Source organism: Paenibacillus eucommiae (assembly GCF_017874215.1).
Taxonomy (GTDB): Bacteria; Bacillota; Bacilli; order Paenibacillales; family NBRC-103111; genus Paenibacillus_AI; species Paenibacillus_AI eucommiae.
Window position 1 is genome coordinate 169,816 of sequence record NZ_JAGGLB010000011.1, and the last position, 17,590, is coordinate 187,405.

The 17,590-nt window shown below is 44.9% G+C and carries 13 protein-coding genes; 3 read left to right on the forward strand and 10 right to left on the reverse strand.

Annotated features, from left to right (window positions below; translation table 11 throughout):
• Window positions 1-9: 9 nt before the first annotated feature.
• The 7 genes from J2Z66_RS17275 to J2Z66_RS17305 form a co-directional block, all read right to left on the reverse strand.
• Window positions 10-543, reverse strand: coding sequence for a chromate transporter (locus J2Z66_RS17275; protein WP_209972696.1), 534 nt, complete (start codon window positions 541-543; stop codon window positions 10-12).
• Between the two features lie 15 nt (window positions 544-558).
• Window positions 559-1,194, reverse strand: coding sequence for a chromate transporter (locus J2Z66_RS17280; protein ID WP_209972697.1), 636 nt, complete (start codon window positions 1,192-1,194; stop codon window positions 559-561).
• An 80-nt stretch (window positions 1,195-1,274) separates the two neighbouring features.
• Window positions 1,275-2,774 carry a sulfatase family protein gene (locus tag J2Z66_RS17285; protein WP_209972698.1) on the reverse strand — a complete coding sequence of 500 codons (1,500 nt, stop codon included), beginning with the start codon at window positions 2,772-2,774 and terminating at the stop codon, window positions 1,275-1,277.
• Between the two features lie 27 nt (window positions 2,775-2,801).
• The gene (locus J2Z66_RS17290) at window positions 2,802-4,862 is read right to left on the reverse strand and encodes an alpha-L-fucosidase (protein WP_376774430.1); all 2,061 of its coding nucleotides are present in this window, start codon (window positions 4,860-4,862) and stop codon (window positions 2,802-2,804) included.
• 47 nt (window positions 4,863-4,909) lie between these two features.
• A complete protein-coding gene (locus tag J2Z66_RS17295) occupies window positions 4,910-6,364 on the reverse strand; it encodes an ABC transporter substrate-binding protein (RefSeq protein ID WP_209972700.1) in 1,455 nt (484 codons plus the stop codon).
• A gap of 31 nt (window positions 6,365-6,395) precedes the next feature.
• A complete protein-coding gene (locus J2Z66_RS17300; RefSeq protein WP_209972701.1) occupies window positions 6,396-7,214 on the reverse strand; it encodes a carbohydrate ABC transporter permease in 819 nt (272 codons plus the stop codon).
• Between the two features lie 15 nt (window positions 7,215-7,229).
• Window positions 7,230-8,126 (reverse strand): carbohydrate ABC transporter permease, encoded by an 897-nt coding sequence (locus J2Z66_RS17305; RefSeq protein ID WP_209972702.1) that lies wholly within the window; start codon window positions 8,124-8,126, stop codon window positions 7,230-7,232.
• Between the two features lie 891 nt (window positions 8,127-9,017).
• Between J2Z66_RS17305 and J2Z66_RS17310 the strand changes: the two genes are divergently transcribed.
• Together J2Z66_RS17310 and J2Z66_RS17315 are read left to right on the forward strand one after the other, a co-directional pair.
• Window positions 9,018-10,553, forward strand: coding sequence for a helix-turn-helix domain-containing protein (locus J2Z66_RS17310; protein ID WP_209972703.1), 1,536 nt, complete (start codon window positions 9,018-9,020; stop codon window positions 10,551-10,553).
• Window positions 10,546-12,312 (forward strand): sensor histidine kinase, encoded by a 1,767-nt coding sequence (locus J2Z66_RS17315; RefSeq protein WP_209972704.1) that lies wholly within the window; start codon window positions 10,546-10,548, stop codon window positions 12,310-12,312. Before J2Z66_RS17310 ends, J2Z66_RS17315 begins: the two co-directional genes overlap by 8 nt.
• Window positions 12,313-12,391: 79 nt before the next feature.
• Here the strand turns inward: J2Z66_RS17315 and J2Z66_RS17320 are convergent, their stop codons facing one another.
• Together J2Z66_RS17320 and J2Z66_RS17325 are read right to left on the reverse strand one after the other, a co-directional pair.
• The gene (locus J2Z66_RS17320; RefSeq protein ID WP_209972705.1) at window positions 12,392-13,399 is read right to left on the reverse strand and encodes an asparaginase; all 1,008 of its coding nucleotides are present in this window, start codon (window positions 13,397-13,399) and stop codon (window positions 12,392-12,394) included.
• Window positions 13,400-13,433: 34 nt separating this feature from the next.
• Window positions 13,434-14,126: a copper homeostasis protein CutC gene (locus J2Z66_RS17325; protein WP_209972706.1), complete on the reverse strand. Its 693-nt coding sequence runs from the start codon at window positions 14,124-14,126 to the stop codon at window positions 13,434-13,436.
• 1,235 nt (window positions 14,127-15,361) lie between these two features.
• Between J2Z66_RS17325 and J2Z66_RS17330 the strand changes: the two genes are divergently transcribed.
• Window positions 15,362-16,369, forward strand: a complete 1,008-nt coding sequence (locus J2Z66_RS17330; RefSeq protein ID WP_209972707.1) for a cation diffusion facilitator family transporter — start codon at window positions 15,362-15,364, stop codon at window positions 16,367-16,369.
• A gap of 20 nt (window positions 16,370-16,389) precedes the next feature.
• Here the strand turns inward: J2Z66_RS17330 and J2Z66_RS17335 are convergent, their stop codons facing one another.
• A complete protein-coding gene (locus tag J2Z66_RS17335; protein ID WP_209972708.1) occupies window positions 16,390-17,559 on the reverse strand; it encodes a LacI family DNA-binding transcriptional regulator in 1,170 nt (389 codons plus the stop codon).
• Window positions 17,560-17,590 lie beyond the last annotated feature (31 nt).

Sequence of the window (17,590 nt, forward strand, 5' to 3'; positions counted from 1 at the left end):
CTCCTCACCTCAGAACAAGATAATGCCAGCGAATCCGGAAGCAATAATAACAACAACGGGATGGAGCTTATATTTGAGAACGCCGTAAAGACAGCCAGCGGTTATTAGCAGCGTCATTAGTGTTGACCATGTAAGATAAGGGCCAGATTGCGATATAAAGCCGAAGCGTATAGCCGCATATATAATCAACGCTGTAACAGCTGGTCTTAGTCCATAAAAAAAGGCTTTTACCACTCTATGATCTCGAAAACGCATCAAAAATGCAACAATAATAATAATGATAACCAGTGAAGGTAAGACCATACCCGCGGTCGCAGTGATCGCACCCGGTAAACCAGCAATATCGAAACCAATCAAAGTCGCGCTGTTAGTGGCAATGGGTCCAGGCGCCATTCCTGCCAAGGACACAACCCTCTGAAATTCTTGATCCGTCATCCATCCGTAAAACCTCACATCACGCTCGATCATCGGAATAACCGTATATCCTCCACCGAACGAAATACATCCCATTTTCAAAAAAACTAGAAACAACGTTCCCAGCATATCTATCCCACCATTCTAGATATAATATTCCGGAAACACAAGCTGCTGTTCGGACGAGGGCTCCGGCGTTTTCTCCATCTGAACCTTCAATCCCAGCAGCTCTTTTACTTTTACGAGAAGAATACCAACCAACCCGGACGCAAGGACGGTTATCGGATGAATGGAGGTTAACAATAGCAGCCCCAGAGCAGCAATAACGATGGCTATTGTCGTTTTATCGAGCAGAGAGGTTTTCGCCATCTTATAGCCAGCTATTAGAATCAATGCGACAATGGCTCCATGTATGCCCTTTAATGCTGCAGCAATTTTATGATTGTGTTCAAAATAATGATTAAATATGCTTAACAAAAAAACGATCACAAACGTCGGCAGCGTGATACCAAGCACCGCCATACATGCACCCGCAACCCCTGCCTTATGGTGCCCGATAAAAACAGCCGAGTTAACCCCTACTCCCCCTGGAGCAGAGCCTGCTATCAATACGAGTTCGCTTATTTCCGATTGCTCCATCCACTTCCGCTTCTGGACGACTTCCCGCTCAATAAGGGGAATCATGGCGTATCCCCCACCGAAGCTCGAGGGGCCGATCCTGAAAAACACCCAAAATATTTGCGCAAGAATGGAGATCCGTGCTCTAAGCTGTGAAATCATTTGTCGATCACCTTCCTCTTGCTGCATGCAAGAATAAGCGTAAACACCCGCCGATCGGTCGTTCAGCCTGTTCATTTATTTTATTCTTCAAGTCCCAATCGGATAAGCTGCTCGGAAGGTGCGTTAAGCTTTATTATGGCTTGTTTCAATGCCTGCTGCAGCTCATGAACCTTTTCCTGCTCCTGATCAGCTAGATTCACTAGCTCGCTTGGATCAGTACTCTTATCGCTTAACCAGGTTGGTGTCGGCCAAGATGCACAATCGCTCACTACTCTCTTCCCATCTTGATAAGGTCCCAGATTATAAGGAATAAATTTGGCCATGCAAGTGCCATACCAATTCAACGGCCCATTGCCAGCAATCGGAGATTGGTGCAGTGCCCAGCGACCATCGGTGATCGTAACACTTTTTCCGAACATGCCACTGATGGCATACTCCCTTAAAGGCGCATGTACCGACTCCAGCACTGGAGTCAAATCAAGCCCATGCCGGTCCGGAGGACAAGGCTTACCCGCCGCCTTTAAAACGGTCGGATAAATATCAACCAGCTGAACCAATTGGTTTCTCCTCGTTCCTTGCTCCCCGCCGGGATAAGCCACGATGAAAGGAATATGCGATACGGCATCATATTGATGAGTTTGGAGCTTACCCATACGCCCGTGATCCCCGTTATAAGTCCCATGGTCTGTTGTGAAAATTAGCATTGTATTGCTCCATAAATCCAGCTCGTCCATCTTATCAAGCAGCTTGCCCAGCCATTTATCCACGAGTACGACATTAGCTGCATAGCAGGCTTGCACATGATTTTTTTGCTGCTCCGTCATATGTTTGTTCCATTCATCATAAGGAGCTTGCGGAATAAAGCGGTCCACGTCATAACCCCGCGGGTCAAACATTTTAACGTATTCCTCCGGCGGATCCCATGGTTCGTGCGGATCGAAGCAATCCAGGTGCAAATAGAAATCTTCGTGCGAATGGTTCCCATCCAGCCACTCCGCAGCTTTGCCAAACATCTGCGCGCAGAAGTAATCTTCCTCCGATTTGCGTGTGAGATGAATGTTGCGGAAATGCCGTTCCAATTTTGTATGCTTTTCCGATTCGGGACAAGGAAAGTCAACAGGATCGGTTTTCCACGCATCCGCTTCATGACCGCGAATAAATTCAAAGCCTGTGTACCCCATATGATAGTTGCCTGCGCCTTGCTCCCACATATGGAAGTGATCCGTAATGAAATAACTAACAGGATTCCCGTTATCCAATTGCTTGCTTAAGGAAGAATTGGGCGGACCGGAAATTTGCCTGGGCAGATCCAGATCATCCTCCTCTAACGGACCCCATCCTCGTTCCAGAAACTCATAACGTCCAGTATAAATATCTCTTCGTGCCGGCATACAAGGCGTCGAACCGCAATAGGCATTGTCGAATACGATACCCCTCTTTGCCAGACGATCCATATTCGGAGTCGGGATGACCCAGTCTGGCTGCTCAGCGCTGATTACTTGATTCAGCGGACGCCCCTGATGATAGGGACCGCAATGATCCCTCCTTAACGTATCGCATACGATTACAATACTGTTCATGTCACTTCACCTCAGTCCTTGCATTTTTCAATTCTCGCTTAGTTCAATAATCGTGTGAATATGGACTTTAGGAACCGTAAACACGATCCCTTCCTCTGTCTGTTCGGTCATCAATCGTTCGTTATCAGGTCGCGTAGTAGCCGTTTGAATCCGTTTATCGTTAATGTATACCTGAATGTCGTATACCGGCGTTATATTCTCAATAGGATCATAGAACGAGCTGTTCTTTTCTCCGGCATGAATGTTCTGAAAATTGATCAGGTGCAAATATTTCTTGCCATCCTTCTCCATCATGTTCGCTTCTACATGAACGGGTGCTTCTACCTCATAGTACTTTTCTCTTGCATATTGATCTAATAGATTCATCATAATACGACGCACCCAGAAGTGATTGCTGTTCCAATAAGTCCGGAATACGGGAGCTGCCACATAGATAGCCGTTCCTTTGCCATATTTATTTACGCTGATTCCAGGGAAATCGCTGATAGCACCGGCTGGCGGCATTGGATGTCTAAAAGCACGATTAACAGCAGGAACGGTTAGTGGCCATTGAATATAACTTAGCGTTTCTGACGTTGCCGGAATGGTCTTAATGAACTCTCCTTCAACCAGTTGAGGAATTCGGGCAACTCCATGCCATAGATCCTCATTTTCTGTGAAGTAAGCAAACGGATAAGGCGTACGCTCCAAATAATGCAGGCCTAGCACATCAGCAAGCTGGAAATCCTTCGTTTCCTTGGAATAGGTCGCAGCGCCTTCAGCTAATAATAAACCTCCGTTAGCGACAAACGAGTCCAATAGTTGAATGGACGTCGAGGATAGATTGACGTTTTCCGTAAGAACTACCACTTTATAACCTTCTAGATCCGGGAAATTATCGTTGTAATAAATATCAAATTGATGATGACCTTCAATCAGCATCTTGGCTGCTCCGAACGTAGCCGAATCATCCTTGTCATGGTACCAGTTATTCGTATTGTTGGCGATTAATGCGGTATGACGAACACTTTTGCCCCCAATGCAATAGGCCTCCCGTGCTTCCACGAAATTAAAGGCTTCGCCAATAATGTCATAAACACCCGCTTGCAGTGTTCCATCCGGCATGACCTGATCGCCAATATTGATGATTCCACCGTTCGCCATGATGCACGCAAATTCAAATTTAAGCTGCTCTGCTGTCTTACAAGACATCAGTCCCCAGCCTTCAGTGAATCGCACCGTCATAATTTGAACAGGAACATCAAGCGTCCGGATGTGACGGGCCCGGATCGAATGTCCCAGGAACGAACCCGTAGCGGACGGCTGGGATTCCCATAATCCATAGTCGCTTGTTGCATTAACTTCGGCAGGTTCTCCCATACGCCAAGCCCCATTGCAATTAACCAGTACATCCGGACGGATTTTCTTGATGACATCATAAATTTCCTTCATGCACCGTGCAGCAGAGTCAATCCCAAAGCCGATGACGAGCTCGCGATTCGTTTCCAGAAGCTCTGGAGTCAGTACTTGTCCATACTCCTCCAGAAATTTCTTCTTGCAATACTTACAAAAGCAATAATGATTATGAATGTAAGGAATATCGAACAGATACCCGTCCATTTCGTATTTCTCAGTAATCTCCTTCACTTGCGGGATAACCAGCTCTTCCCGATAAGGACTGTTGAGGCAAGGTAGTTCCCACACTGTGCCTTCACTGCCGCGAACTTTTCCCTTTTCATCCACTTGGTACCAATCCGGGTTATGAAGCACTGCATGGGCATCGGTTCCAAGTGAGTAGTAGGCAATGACCTTCATGTCATGCTTCTTGGCCTCCGTTAGCACCTCACCGAAAAAGTCACCCTTTAATCCGCTATGTTTATGTCCCACCTTATTATCATAAAACGCATTACCAAAGTGGCACTTGGTGAATACACCAATAACGTTTACTTTCGCTCTTACAAAATGGGAAACAAACTCCTCTGCATGGAAGTTTGCAATCGCATCGCGGGGAAATTCCGGCATGTGAAAATCTATATGAACTTGTCTGATATTCTCACGAATCCAATTCGTACTCATAGTCATCATACTCCTTATTATCCATTCGATCATAGGGTAAGGAGGAGCAACTCAGCATAGGCGCTCCTCCTCCAATTGTATTATTCCTTCGTTCCGTACTTATTTTCCTTAGTCCAATTGTTCGTCTTCAAAACGGCCGTCATGTCATTCTTAAGTGTTTTTTGCAATTCTGACTTATACTTCTCTTCTGACACGGTTCCTTCCAAATACAGTTGTCCAATTTTCACCAAGTCCTCATTGAGCTTCTTATCAATGTGTGCAGCGTAGAAATTAACAAGGATACGTTGTCCAACAAATTGGAAGCCGCTTAAGTTAACTGGTAAATCAACATTGGCAAGCGTTGTTGTAACATACATTTTGTTACCCATAAGCGTTGCTACTTCTGGTGAAGATAAATATTTCAGGAAATCTACAGCAACATCCAGCTTGTCTCCTGTTACTTTTTTCGGTATTGCGAATACAAGATCGGGATATCCGCCAAGCTCATAATTTTTCTCGGCTGCATTCGGATTTTCATTTTTGGTCAAGTAAGGCAAAGCAAATGTGCCGAATTCAAACTTCCGCGCTTTCGAATCCTGAATCGTTTTTAATTCAAAGTTGCCGGCGAGCACCATTGCAGCATCACCACGCAAAAACATTTCTTTAGCCGCATCGCCGTTCATAGCATTGTAGCCCTTGGCCCAATATTGTGACCAGTCCTTGATAATGGGCATAAATCCTGTCCAATCCGATGATTCTAAATTTACTGCGCCTTCATCCACCGATGCCGCAATCTCATTAAGGCTCAGCTGGGTATTTTGATCGAAGTCATAGCTTCTCACTTTTTCTGCGGCAATTTGATTCGTCATCATGTTTACAGCCCATAGAAGATGATTATCGCCAGGCTTTGAATTTGCGAAGGCAAATGGCGTTACACCAGCTGCTTTCAACTTGGATTGTACATCGATAAATTCAGTCCAGGTCTTTGGAATTTGAAGATTGTTCTTCTCGAACAGATCCTGATTGTAGAAGACGCGGATGGACAAGGTTTGCAGCGTAATGCCAGCGATCTTCTCGGAAAGCGGATTTTTCATTTCGTTTAAGATGGACTGCGTGAAAGTATCTTTCCAAATTCTATCGCCTGCGTATGGATTAGGCTTGTCGTATTCCGGAGTTAAATCCGTAAGCAAATCTTTATTTAAGTCTTCATGCGTCCAGGTATAACGGCTAGGAATAATATCAGGGGAAGTTCCGCCAATGAGTCCAGTAGTCAACCAGGTTCTGAAAGAATCGCCATCGCTAGGCGCATAGTCGAGCTTGATTTTAGCGTTCTCATGCTTGCTTGTATAACCGTCAATTATTTCTTGCCATACTTGCTTTGTCTCTTCATCCTTAGGAGTTTCTACCGCAAACGTCAAATTGACCTGCTTGCCTGTAGCTTCTGCTGATGAAGCTGGCTCTTTGCCTGCGTCTGAGTTGTTCCCAGATGCGCATCCGCCAACTACCAAAGATAAAATGAGTGTCATTGATAGTAAAGCACTTTTTCTCTTAAACATGCGAACCACCTCTTTTTTTTAATTTTCTATCCTAGCCCTTCACAGCACCAGAGGTAACTCCAGCGATAAAAGGTTTGGTAGCGATCATAAAAAGCAGCAAGAGCGGAAGTGAGGCAATAATATATCCAGCGAGCCTGACCCCCATGCCTTGATCCATATTTCCCGTGATCGTACTTAACGCAAGAATGACCGGCTTTACGGAATCACCGTTAGTAGCGACCAATGGCCAAATATAATTGTTCCAGCCAGCCAGGAAGTTGATAATAGCTACGGTTGAAATGATCGGAAGCGAGAGTGGAATGACGATTTTGAAAAAGATTTGACTCTCACCCGCGCCTTCCATATCCGCTGCTTCAATTAAGCTTTTTGGGATCCCTTCGAAAAAGGTTTTCATTAGAAAGGTAGCCATCGCGGCTCCAAACGCCATCGGCGGAAAAATCTGTCCTTGATACGTATTAAGCATATCCAGCTTCTGAACTAACAAAAACTGGGGAATGAGTATCAAATATCCCGGAATCATCATTAACGATAGGATCAGCACGAACAAAAGCTGTTTACCAGGATAATTAAATCTAACGAATGAATAGGCTGCGAGCGAAGAAATCAGTACGACACCGATAACGATAGCTGAGGAAATCAGCAATGTATTCCCGATAAAGGGCCAAATTTGCTTGAAAGCAGTCGAATAGTTGTCCAATCGTAGGGGGAAGGAAACACCCCAGAAATTATGAATCGATTGTTCCGTATACTTGAGAGAGCTAACAATGAGCATATAGAAAGGAAAAAGTGTCAAGATTAATAGCATAAATAGGGAACCGTAATGCGGAACCGCCATTATATTTTTTTTCATAATAGAGTTCCCTCCCTAGTCGATTTTCTCGGTATTCTTAATAAATTTATTATTGATTAAAGTCAATAGCAGAAGAATGATGAAAAGCGAGAGTCCAATTGCCGAAGAGTAACCCATCTCGTTATAGGAAAATCCTGTCGTATAGAGATACAAGGCTGGTGTCAGAGTAGTATCCCCTGGTCCACCATTGGTTAATACTAGAACATTTTCAAAGCTTTGAATTTGCCCAATGATCGTCAAAACCATAATCAGCTTGATTTGGCTGCGCACAAGCGGCAGCTCCAGCCGCATAAATCGCTGCCAAGGATTCATGCCGTCCAGCTTGGCAACTTCAAATAATTCTCCTGAAATCGACATGAGGCCTGCTAAGTAAATCAGGAAGTTGATACCGCCGATCCACGGGAAATTCACGAAAATAATCGACCATATCGCTGTTTTACTTTCACCAAGCCAAGCGTGAGTCCAGGAATCCAGCCCGATTAACTCAAGAAACTGGTTCAACACACCATACTCTCCTGCGTAAATCCACTGCCAGGTTAGAAAAATAACGATACTCGGAATAACCAGCGGAATAACAAACCAAACCTTTAGTGCATTTTGCAGCTTAGCGCTTGTTACATGAAATACGAGAACGGCAGCAATAAGAGGTAAAGTTAACTGAATGATAATTCCACTTAACGTAAATACTCCAATATTCACCATAGCAGCATGTAACGTTTCATCATGAAACAAGCGCACAAAGTTATCCAAGCCGATAAACTCTTTCACATTCGCCCCATTCCAATTGTAAAACGACATCTTCACTGCGTTGAAAAATGGAATATATTTGAACGTGCCGAGGACGAGGAAAATAGGGATCAGAAATGCGTATCCTTTCCAATGCTTGCGGAAAAAATCTGTTGTACTCGTCATATGTTGTCTGTCCTCCAATCGATACTCTAAACTTTACCTGAAAACGCTTAACACGTACAGGAGGCATTCTTTGATCATGATGGGGGGCATTTTTTGATGAACCGAATCGTATTTTTCCTATACAACGTATTGTGATATACTAATCCACAAGTAAAAACGCCATGTGGCGTCCTTTGAGGGCATTTGTGCCAGGGGAGGGAATGGGTGTGGGTTCCAGCCGCTGTTAAAGATTTGTTCCCTGAATGGAATGGATGTAGAGGTGAGAACAAATCTTTAAAGGCGGACGCTATCGCTCTTCCACCCACACCCATTCCCTCTTCCAGTTACAATCGCACGAATCACACGAATACCAACACCAACATCAAGTTCAAACGGAATGCCAGAAGGTTTTTTTCTCTTGAATAGAGGGATTAGAAGTGATTTCCTAGCGGGTGCAGGCGCACGGGATGAAAAACACGCAGTTGAGAAGGAGCTGCTACTTTAACGATGTTTTTCATCGTTAAAAGCATCAGATCCGCTCCACATCCTTGCTTTAACGATGAAAAAGAGGCTGTCGATTAACTGTGTACAACTTAGAACGTTTAACTGAAATCGATCAAAACTTGCCAGTTAAACGTGTTTAAATCGATTTTCAGGGGTGAAAGCGACGTTTTTCTCACAAAAAATCGATTTTTAGAGGATCGTATTTTTTAATCCACAGTTAATCGACAGCCTCAAAAATATCGTTAAGTGCAGCACATAGCACAATGCACACGCAGCACACGATCGTTTCGGCGGGTGGGCGGGTGCTCTAGGCTGCTACACCGCAAGGCCGCTAAAGTTGCTATAACGGATTTCCCGTCCTTGGGACGGTATTATAGATTAACCCGGAGACAAAGGGGCGAGATTCAGGTGCGAGTTTTAGTAGTGGACGACCAACGATTGTCGCGTGCTGGCATCATTAAGATGATAGCCTGGGATAGGCTAGACCTGCAGTTAGCAGGAGAATGCGCAAATGGGCATGAGGCACTTGAGATGATTGGCGATCTTGAGGTCGATATCGTTATTACCGATGTACGGATGCCCATATTAGGCGGTCTAGAGCTGATCGAACATGCCAAAGAATTATATCCGCATATGGCATTCCTAGTTATAAGCGGCTTCGACGACTACACTTATGTACGTAAATCGATCCATCTTTCTGTTGCTGATTATTTGCTGAAGCCCGTTGATCAACTGGAATTGAACGACATATTGGAGAAGCTCATCGCGAAAACAGAACATGGTCGCCGTAAAGCAGCCGCACAATTGAAAAAAACAAGAGAACAGTTTTTTTATCTGCTGCTTGAAGGCGCATACGATCAAAATGAACAACTGCTGATGGATTGGGAAGATATCCGCCTCTCAGAACATGAGGATCACTTTATTGTTGCTATGTTTGATAGTGACGATGACAGAAACAAGGTTCATGAATATTTCCATCATCTTGAAAATCGTTGCGAAGTCATACTTATTCGCACGCGGGCGCATTATTATACATTCATAGCTGCGGGATCAGCAGACGTTATGGAAAATGTTTGGTCTGAACTTCGGGCTAAACTGCGGGATCGGGATTTATTTCAGCTTGCCGGAATAGGGACACTTGTCAGTGGAATCGAAAACGTGAAGGAATCGGCTGCTAAAGCTTACGATGCTTACACGCTGCAAGCAAGCTTACCTATGGCGCCGGATAATGAATTAGACGTATTGGTACCAAAAGCGTTGGAACCCACTCAAGTATCCTCCCTCTCTTTAAATTCCGCTTGGGAACGGGAATGGTTCATTTTGATCAAGCAAGGCAATCGAGCCGCTATATTAAATAAGCTTGAAGAGCTTCATAACATTACAACCGAGCCGCTGTTAAACACTGAACTTATGGAAAGCGTCTATCCCTACGTGCTTTTGCGGGGTGCCCGCGCTATCTACGAAGCTGGCAGCCTTACTGAGATGACCTACATGGAAGCATTTCAAATTGCCAAGAAGCTTCCGTACATTGTCGAGCTAGAGGCTAAACGTAATGTTGTTGCCGACTTTTTCATCCGTCATCTCCATGCTGAACCCCAGATCCCTGCTCAGAAGGCTAAAGAAGCCGTGGAAAAAGCTAAATCCTTCATCGATGCCAACTTTAACCAAACGATCAATTTGACTGATCTTGCCCAGGCTTATTACATGAATCCAGGCTATTTCAGCACTTTATTCCGGCAGTACACCGGACGCAACTTCCTTGAATATTTAACCCAATTGCGAATGGAACACGCCAAATCGCTGATTTCAAGTAACCCGGCTGGCAAGATTAGCGATGTTGCTGTGTTATGTGGTTATCAGGACTTGAAGCATTTCCGTAAGCTGTTCAAACGCTACAGCGGTGTAACCCCTCTCCAATACAAGGAGGATACGAAAATTGATTAGGAGCATAATAGCTAATTTTAAAAGCAGTCTACAAAATAAACTGTTATTCTCTTACTCATTAGTTATTGTTATCCCGCTGGTGTTCCTTGGCAGCATTTTGTATGTTTCGGCTATTAGCATCACCAAAACCCAGACACAGGAAAACCGCTTATTGGAGATGAAGCTGCTCTCGGAACAGCTTCAAGAATATTTCAATTCACTCGAGTTGTACAGCCGTGCGATTTATACAGGCGAAATTCAAGGGCTTTTAAACAGCGGCTTACCTGACGATATCATTGACCAAACCCGCTGGAAAAGCAGCCTGTTTCAACAGTTCTCGGAATGGTACGGCTACATGGGAATTCGCGGGGACATTCATAATGTAACGATTGTCACTTCAGATGGAGCTATGATTCAGAGAGATCCGCTTTATGTCGAGGAAAATTTTTCAGATGAGATCTGGTATCAGCAGGCATTAAAGCTCAAGGGGGAGGTTTATGTAGCGGGTCCTTTCGAGCGTACTTATTTCATCCCACCTTCCACTGCGTCCCCCTATGTTTTCTCCTTAGTACGGAAAATCAATAATACAACAGGAAGAGCGGATCTTGGCGGCATAGTCATCGATGTGAGTGTTATGGATATTTACAGACTGCTGAATGAGCTTAACTTGAAAGACATGATCATTCTGAATGCCGACAATCAAATCGTATACAGCAGTGCTATCGACAAAATCGGTCAACAATGGATGGACGGAGAAAAAATAAAAGGAAATACCTCGGCTTGGATGGACATCAACAATCAGCGTATGTTTGTCAGCTCCACTTATTCAGATGCAACCGGCTGGCGATTCGTATCGCTGGACCCTCTAAGCAGCATTCAAAGTAATTCCAATAAATACCGGAACATTACGATCGGCATCGGATTCATTGCCCTGATCATTGCCATGATTATTTCTACATTTGTTTCCAGACGCATCACCAAACCGCTACGAACGCTTCAGCAAAAAATGAAAAAGGTTCAATCCGGTGACTTCAACATTCAATTGGACGTTCAAAGTACAGACGAGGTTGGACAGTTGACCCAAAGCTTCAACAGAATGACGGAGGAAATTCATACGCTCGTCAATCACGTTTACAAATCGGAAATCATCCAAAAGGAGGCGCAGCTTAAAGCTCTGCATTCCCAAATCAATCCCCATTTCCTATACAATACGCTGGATTCGATAAATGCCATAGCCGTAATCGAGGATGTCCCCGTGCTTGCAAGAATGACCAAAATGCTGTCAGATATGTTTCGTTACAGCATCTCGACCGGCGAACAAATCGTCCCTCTTGAGGAGGAATTAAAACAAGTCGTCCGTTATGTTGAAATTCAACAAATTCGCTATGACAATAAATTCAGCCTGATCGTGAACATTCCGGATTATTTGCTCAGTTATCCTATTCCGAAGCTGACGCTGCAGCCAATTGTGGAGAATGCGATCTACCATGGACTTGAAATGCTGCCCGGCGAAGGACATATTACGATCAACGGCTATGAAACAGCCACACAAATGATCCTAAAAGTCAGCGACAATGGTCCTGGCATTCCTGAGCCTGTTCTCTTGAATATCCAAAGCAATTTGCAAGGTAAAGCGCCTAACGTAGATCATATTGGGCTTGCTAATGTACAAGAAAGAATTGAATTGCATTTCGGCTCTGATTACGGAATAAAGCTTGAGAGCAAACTAGGGGAAGGAACTACCGTGACTTATATACTCCCCAAAACTAAAAACAACTAGTTGAAAACCATACAAAAACGCCCGCAAACAAGCAGCTATCACTGCTTCGCGGGCGTTTTTGTATAATATTTTAGCGGCATTAACCTACCGTTTCCAATTTGAATGAGGCCTTATTAGCACCAACAACCGTACCGTTCCCGTTCGTGAACTGCTTCGGACACAGCTCATACATCCAGTCGATCGTCTCTTGCCGGTCATAGTTGATTTGCTCCAGAATGGAAGCGACAATAAGCGGCCACTTCTCTTCCGAGCCGTCCATAACCTTAAGAGCAAAGGCCAGCTTTTCCTTTTTCAGCCCGAAGCAATACACACCTTTAGCACCACCTTTGGCAACGATATTATCATCCTTAAGCAGTGTTGAGCAGATCAGACCCGTACCAGATACCATCTCGAAATTTCTATTCATCATCTGTGTAATTTGTTCAACAGCCGAACGAGTTATTTTGTCCTCAATTAGCTCCGGGCATGCAAGCTTTAGAAAAGCTTTTGCCATATGGTGCAAAGGTAATCCAAATACGGGAAAGCCGCAGCCGTCTATGCCAATCACGATCTGTTCGGCCGGGTATTCCGCCAGCATTGCCAGTGTCGCAAGGATTTCTTGCTGCACGGGATGTTTCGGATCTGCATAATCACTTGTACTGTAGCCTTTGCTTTTGCTGTAAGCTAGAATCCCCAGGTGTTTCCCTGAGCAATTATGATACAGATGTCGTTCAGGCTTTCCTTGCGCGACTAATTCATGCCTGGCGTCCGCATTCAGCGGATACGTCGAATGGCACACCAACTCGCTCTCGTCTATTCCAATCTTGCCCAGCATAGATTCCAGCGCTTGGACTTGATACGGTTCTGCACGATGCGAAGCAGTCATGATCGTTTGTTCCTTCTCATCGAAGTGATAGCGCTCGCCGATCCCGTAGCGGAAAGCAGGTATCGCTTGGATTGGCTTGGCGGCCGAACGCATATAAGTGACATGCTGCGGATTTCCTACCTGATACATGACATCGCCCGAATAGGAAATACCACAAATATGCCCTTCGTATTCACATTCAACCAACTCGCCTCTGTATTCTTGCACTAACAATTTATTCATTGGTTTACCCTCCATCTTGTTGATGTTGTCAGATTTATTTGAAGTGAGACAGGATCGATACCGCAGCCTGGAGCTTTTTCGGATCAACGGGTTGCAGTGCCTGATTGTTAACTCTGACTCCTGTCCCCATGTGAACCTCATGAACCGCTGTTTGCCTGATGAAATCGTCCAGCTTCTCCACACTTAGCCCGCTCCCGGCCAAAATTTCGATAGGTAAGTCCCCGCTAGTCTTGACCAGCTCCGCAATCTCCTGCTTAGCATGCAGAACATTAGACTTCCCGCCCGATGTCAGAACTCTGTGAACTGCCGGATACTTCGCTAATGTTTGAAGCGCGGCCTGTTGATCTTCCAGCTCATCGAAAGCGCGGTGAAAAGTAACCGCCATATTTCCTGCTTCACTAAGCAGCATCTCCAAGGCGGGAATATCGATCTGCTTATCCAGATTCAACATCCCCATCACCGTACCGGCCGCACCGAGCTCACGGATCATCCGAATATCTCGAACCATGACTTCAAGATCGTCCAAATCGTAGCAAAAGCTGTTGGCATGGGGGCGCAGCATGACATTCACCGGAATATCAACTGCACGCACTACCTGCTCAATCAACCCATAGCTCGGTGTTACACCGCCTTCCATAATGCCTGAAATCAACTCAATCCGGTTAACTCCATACTCCTGTGCAAGTTTAGCATCCAATACACTGGTTGCAATTACTTCTAAAATCATTTTGGAAGCCTCCCTATATCAAACGTACGGAACTTAAGATATCAGAAATTCAATTTGATAGCAACTCCTATTGCAGCTAGTTGATTCCGCAAATAAGCGGTGGTAAACGGATCAGCCTACTTAAAAAACAAGCTTACTGACAATCCGCTTCCACGATTTAAGACTCATAAATATAACAATATTTATATTATTTAGTAATAAAAACCATACTTTTAACTCGAACCGGTTAATCTTTGGTTTATTTCAAAATCAACACTAGAAACTAAGAATCCAACCAGCCATTATTGCCATGGGGGAGGGAGCCTCCAAGGTTGCTGAGAAGCAAGTTTTGATCGATTCCAAGTGGAAGTTTGAGTTATCAACAGTTATTCGACAGCCTACCTATGCCCACTATGGCTTCGTTCAAACTTTCAATCTCAATGCCCCATAAGGATTATTTGTCTAAATACAAAAAAAGGAACCCAGCCAACGGGGCCAGGTTCTAAGTGTTTATATTAAAAGGGGGTCTTGTTTATTATAGTACCAAGAAAACATTATGAAACCATAACAGGAATATTTCATTTATGTAACAAATTTGAAAGCGCTCCGCATTTGTGGTAAAAAAATCCCCATTTCACTTCACACATATTCATGAAAATTGGCATGAAAAAACGGCTCAACCTAATAATCAGTGCTTGACAGTCAAGCTAACATCGATGGCTGTTAAATGCTACGAAAATGCCAGCTTTATAGCGGCCCGTTACTTGTAATAGCTATTCTCATATCGCGAGGGTAACACGTGCGCTAATGGTCACCGCGGTCCGTTAGAAGCGGAAATGCAGCGAAATGAGATTGTAACGGTCACGGATGACCCTTATAGGCTGAAAAGTGGCTATTGTGGGGAAAAGCGCCTTTTAATGGTCGCGGATGTCCATTAGAATTGTGAATATGTAAAAATCAGCCTCTAAAGGTCAGCGGTGACCATTAGAGACAGGTCATTTCCGTATCTGGAAGATATCTTCCGTCGTTGTGATATACGGATTCTGCATCGGTCTATTTCTCTTTTGTTGTTGGGTAGGACTTTCAACCGTACAGGATTGGCAGATGTTTTTCCAGTTTTAGCTATCCATTCATTTGTCAAGCACTGATTGTGGTGTTGAGCCGAAAAATCTTATGAAAAATTTCAATTGCACAATCCACATGTTAGACGTATAATACCCTTAATTAGAATAATTCTAAATAAGGAAGTGCTTACTATGGCTGAATACGATTTTCACCACCTACGTCACGTAAAAAAACAGACTAAAACGATAAAAACGTTATGGGTCGTTCTTCTTCTCACATTATTTTTCACGATTGTCGAAATCATTGGGGGACTGCTCTCCAACTCACTAGCTCTGCTTTCTGACTCAGCTCATATGATTTCCGACGTTTTGGCGCTGGGGCTCAGCATGGTTGCTCTCTATATGGCCACAAGGCCGCCTAATGCGCGGTTTACGTTCGGATATTTGCGATTTGAGATTATCGCCTCTTTCTTGAACGGCTTGGCCTTGGCCATTATTGCCATCGGGATCTTCATTGAAGGGATCAACCGTTTTCTCAACCCGGTGGAAATCAAGTTTGAATTAATGCTTATTATTGCTTCAATAGGCTTTGTAGTTAATTTGGTAACAACAATCGTGCTTCATAACAGCATGAAGGAAGAGTCCAATTTGAACATGCAGAGCGCGCTTTGGCACTTTCTGGGTGATTTGCTGAGCTCCGTAGGCGTTATTATCTCGTCAATTTTAATTTATTTTACAGGGATGTATTGGTTTGACCCATTTATTAGCATTGTTATTGGGGGCATTATCTTCCTCGGCGGTGCCAAAATTATCCGTGAATCCTATCTCATTCTGATGGAATCCGTTCCACAGCAGTTCGATCTGGATGAAATTCGCCGGGATATCGCCCAAGTCGAAGGTGTCGAGGATGTTCATGAGATGCATTTATGGTCGGTTTCAACGGATCATTATTCGCTAACTGCCCATGTATTTATCGATAATAAAATTCAGCCATTCTGTATCATTCTGGCAATTAACGAGACACTGCAGAGCAAATACGGCATCGAGCATTCCACGATCCAAATGGAGGAAGCTCACATTCATCCGCATGGTGAATACGGCAAGGAATTTCTTAAGCACAAGGAAGAGGCTGAGGCTGAGGCTGAAAAGCTGCATACAGAACATACAGAACCGGTTTCAGAACCTCTCTTATTAAAATAAAATAGACTCAACTCAGCAGCTCACTCCGCGTTCCCGCTCAGCTCCGTAGATCTGCGCGGGAGCAGTGTAAGTGGAAGCAAAATCTCTCTGCCGCCAGCCGCGGTGCTTCTAGCTTCGGACAGCAGCGCCAGCGCCTCTGGCGCCAATTCCTCACCAAGTTGCTGCAGCAGACAGCACGCAATTAAATGAGTTTGCCGCTGAACGGGCATATCAAAGGTCGTTATCGCCGGATAACTGGCCTGTGAAAATAATTCATTATCCATGCCGATCAGCTTAATCTCATCAGGAACACGCAGTCCCCGGGCATGACACTCAGAAAGCAGCCGCAGCGCCCATGCATCACTATAAGCATAAATGCCAATAGGGCTTCGCCTGTCGCTAAGCTGCAGCACCTGATCTAAAAAAAGCTCCACACCCAGCTCACCAACGTCCAGGATGGCACTTACAATCTGTTCAATCTGATCTATCTGATCTATCTGACCAGCCTGTTCAATCTGATTACCATCGTAATCAGAAACACCAAAAGCACCAACAGCCCTTGCCTCGCAGCGCTTCACACCTTCAGCAAAGCCCTGCTCACGCTGGGCATTAGCTCCTGGTGCAAGTCTGTCCGCCGCGTAGAAGACGCTCCGGCAGCCTTGCTGCAGCAAATAACGCACTGCTTCCGCAGAAGCACCGGGAAAATCCAAGTTAACGGCGATAGAAGCCACATCGCTCGGCCATCCCCACCCGTTAAAAATAACAAGGGGCGTCCCTTCCCCTACAATCTGCCGCGTCGTATCCACGCTCATCGCCAGCCCGTGACAGATCAGACCGTCAGCGCGGCGCTGGAGCAGCAGCTCCATATGCCGTCTCTCCAAATCGGGATTCATCCCGTTGGACGAAAAAACGGATAAATGATAGCCAAAGCCGTGAACCTGATGCTCCAGTTCCTCCGCAAAGCGGCCGTAGTACCCTCCAAAGTTAGGGATAATCAGCCCCAGCTCATTAGACTTCCGGCTGCTTAAATTCGCGGCCATCGCATTGCGCCTATATCCAAGCCGCTGCACCGCCTGCTCCACCTTGCTAATGGTATCTGCAGTCAAAGGTACACTGCGGCGGTTAATAACATTAGAAACCGTAGCCATAGAAACACCCGCTTCCCGGGCCACATCCCCTATCGTTGGTTTGCGGTTTTTACCTATATTCATATGGAAGAATTCCTCTTTTCAAAAGATTGAA

Coding starts and splice junctions, on each gene's coding strand:
- J2Z66_RS17320 (WP_209972705.1), bottom strand. CDS start 13,399: ATGAATAAATTGTTAGTGCAAGAATACAGAGGCGAGTTGGTTGAATGT.
- J2Z66_RS17300 (WP_209972701.1), bottom strand. CDS start 7,214: ATGAAAAAAAATATAATGGCGGTTCCGCATTACGGTTCCCTATTTATG.
- J2Z66_RS17335 (WP_209972708.1), bottom strand. CDS start 17,559: ATGAATATAGGTAAAAACCGCAAACCAACGATAGGGGATGTGGCCCGG.
- J2Z66_RS17325 (WP_209972706.1), bottom strand. CDS start 14,126: ATGATTTTAGAAGTAATTGCAACCAGTGTATTGGATGCTAAACTTGCA.
- J2Z66_RS17290 (WP_376774430.1), bottom strand. CDS start 4,862: ATGATCGAATGGATAATAAGGAGTATGATGACTATGAGTACGAATTGG.
- J2Z66_RS17285 (WP_209972698.1), bottom strand. CDS start 2,774: ATGAACAGTATTGTAATCGTATGCGATACGTTAAGGAGGGATCATTGC.
- J2Z66_RS17295 (WP_209972700.1), bottom strand. CDS start 6,364: ATGTTTAAGAGAAAAAGTGCTTTACTATCAATGACACTCATTTTATCT.
- J2Z66_RS17305 (WP_209972702.1), bottom strand. CDS start 8,126: ATGACGAGTACAACAGATTTTTTCCGCAAGCATTGGAAAGGATACGCA.
- J2Z66_RS17330 (WP_209972707.1), top strand. CDS start 15,362: ATGGCTGAATACGATTTTCACCACCTACGTCACGTAAAAAAACAGACT.
- J2Z66_RS17275 (WP_209972696.1), bottom strand. CDS start 543: ATGCTGGGAACGTTGTTTCTAGTTTTTTTGAAAATGGGATGTATTTCG.
- J2Z66_RS17280 (WP_209972697.1), bottom strand. CDS start 1,194: ATGATTTCACAGCTTAGAGCACGGATCTCCATTCTTGCGCAAATATTT.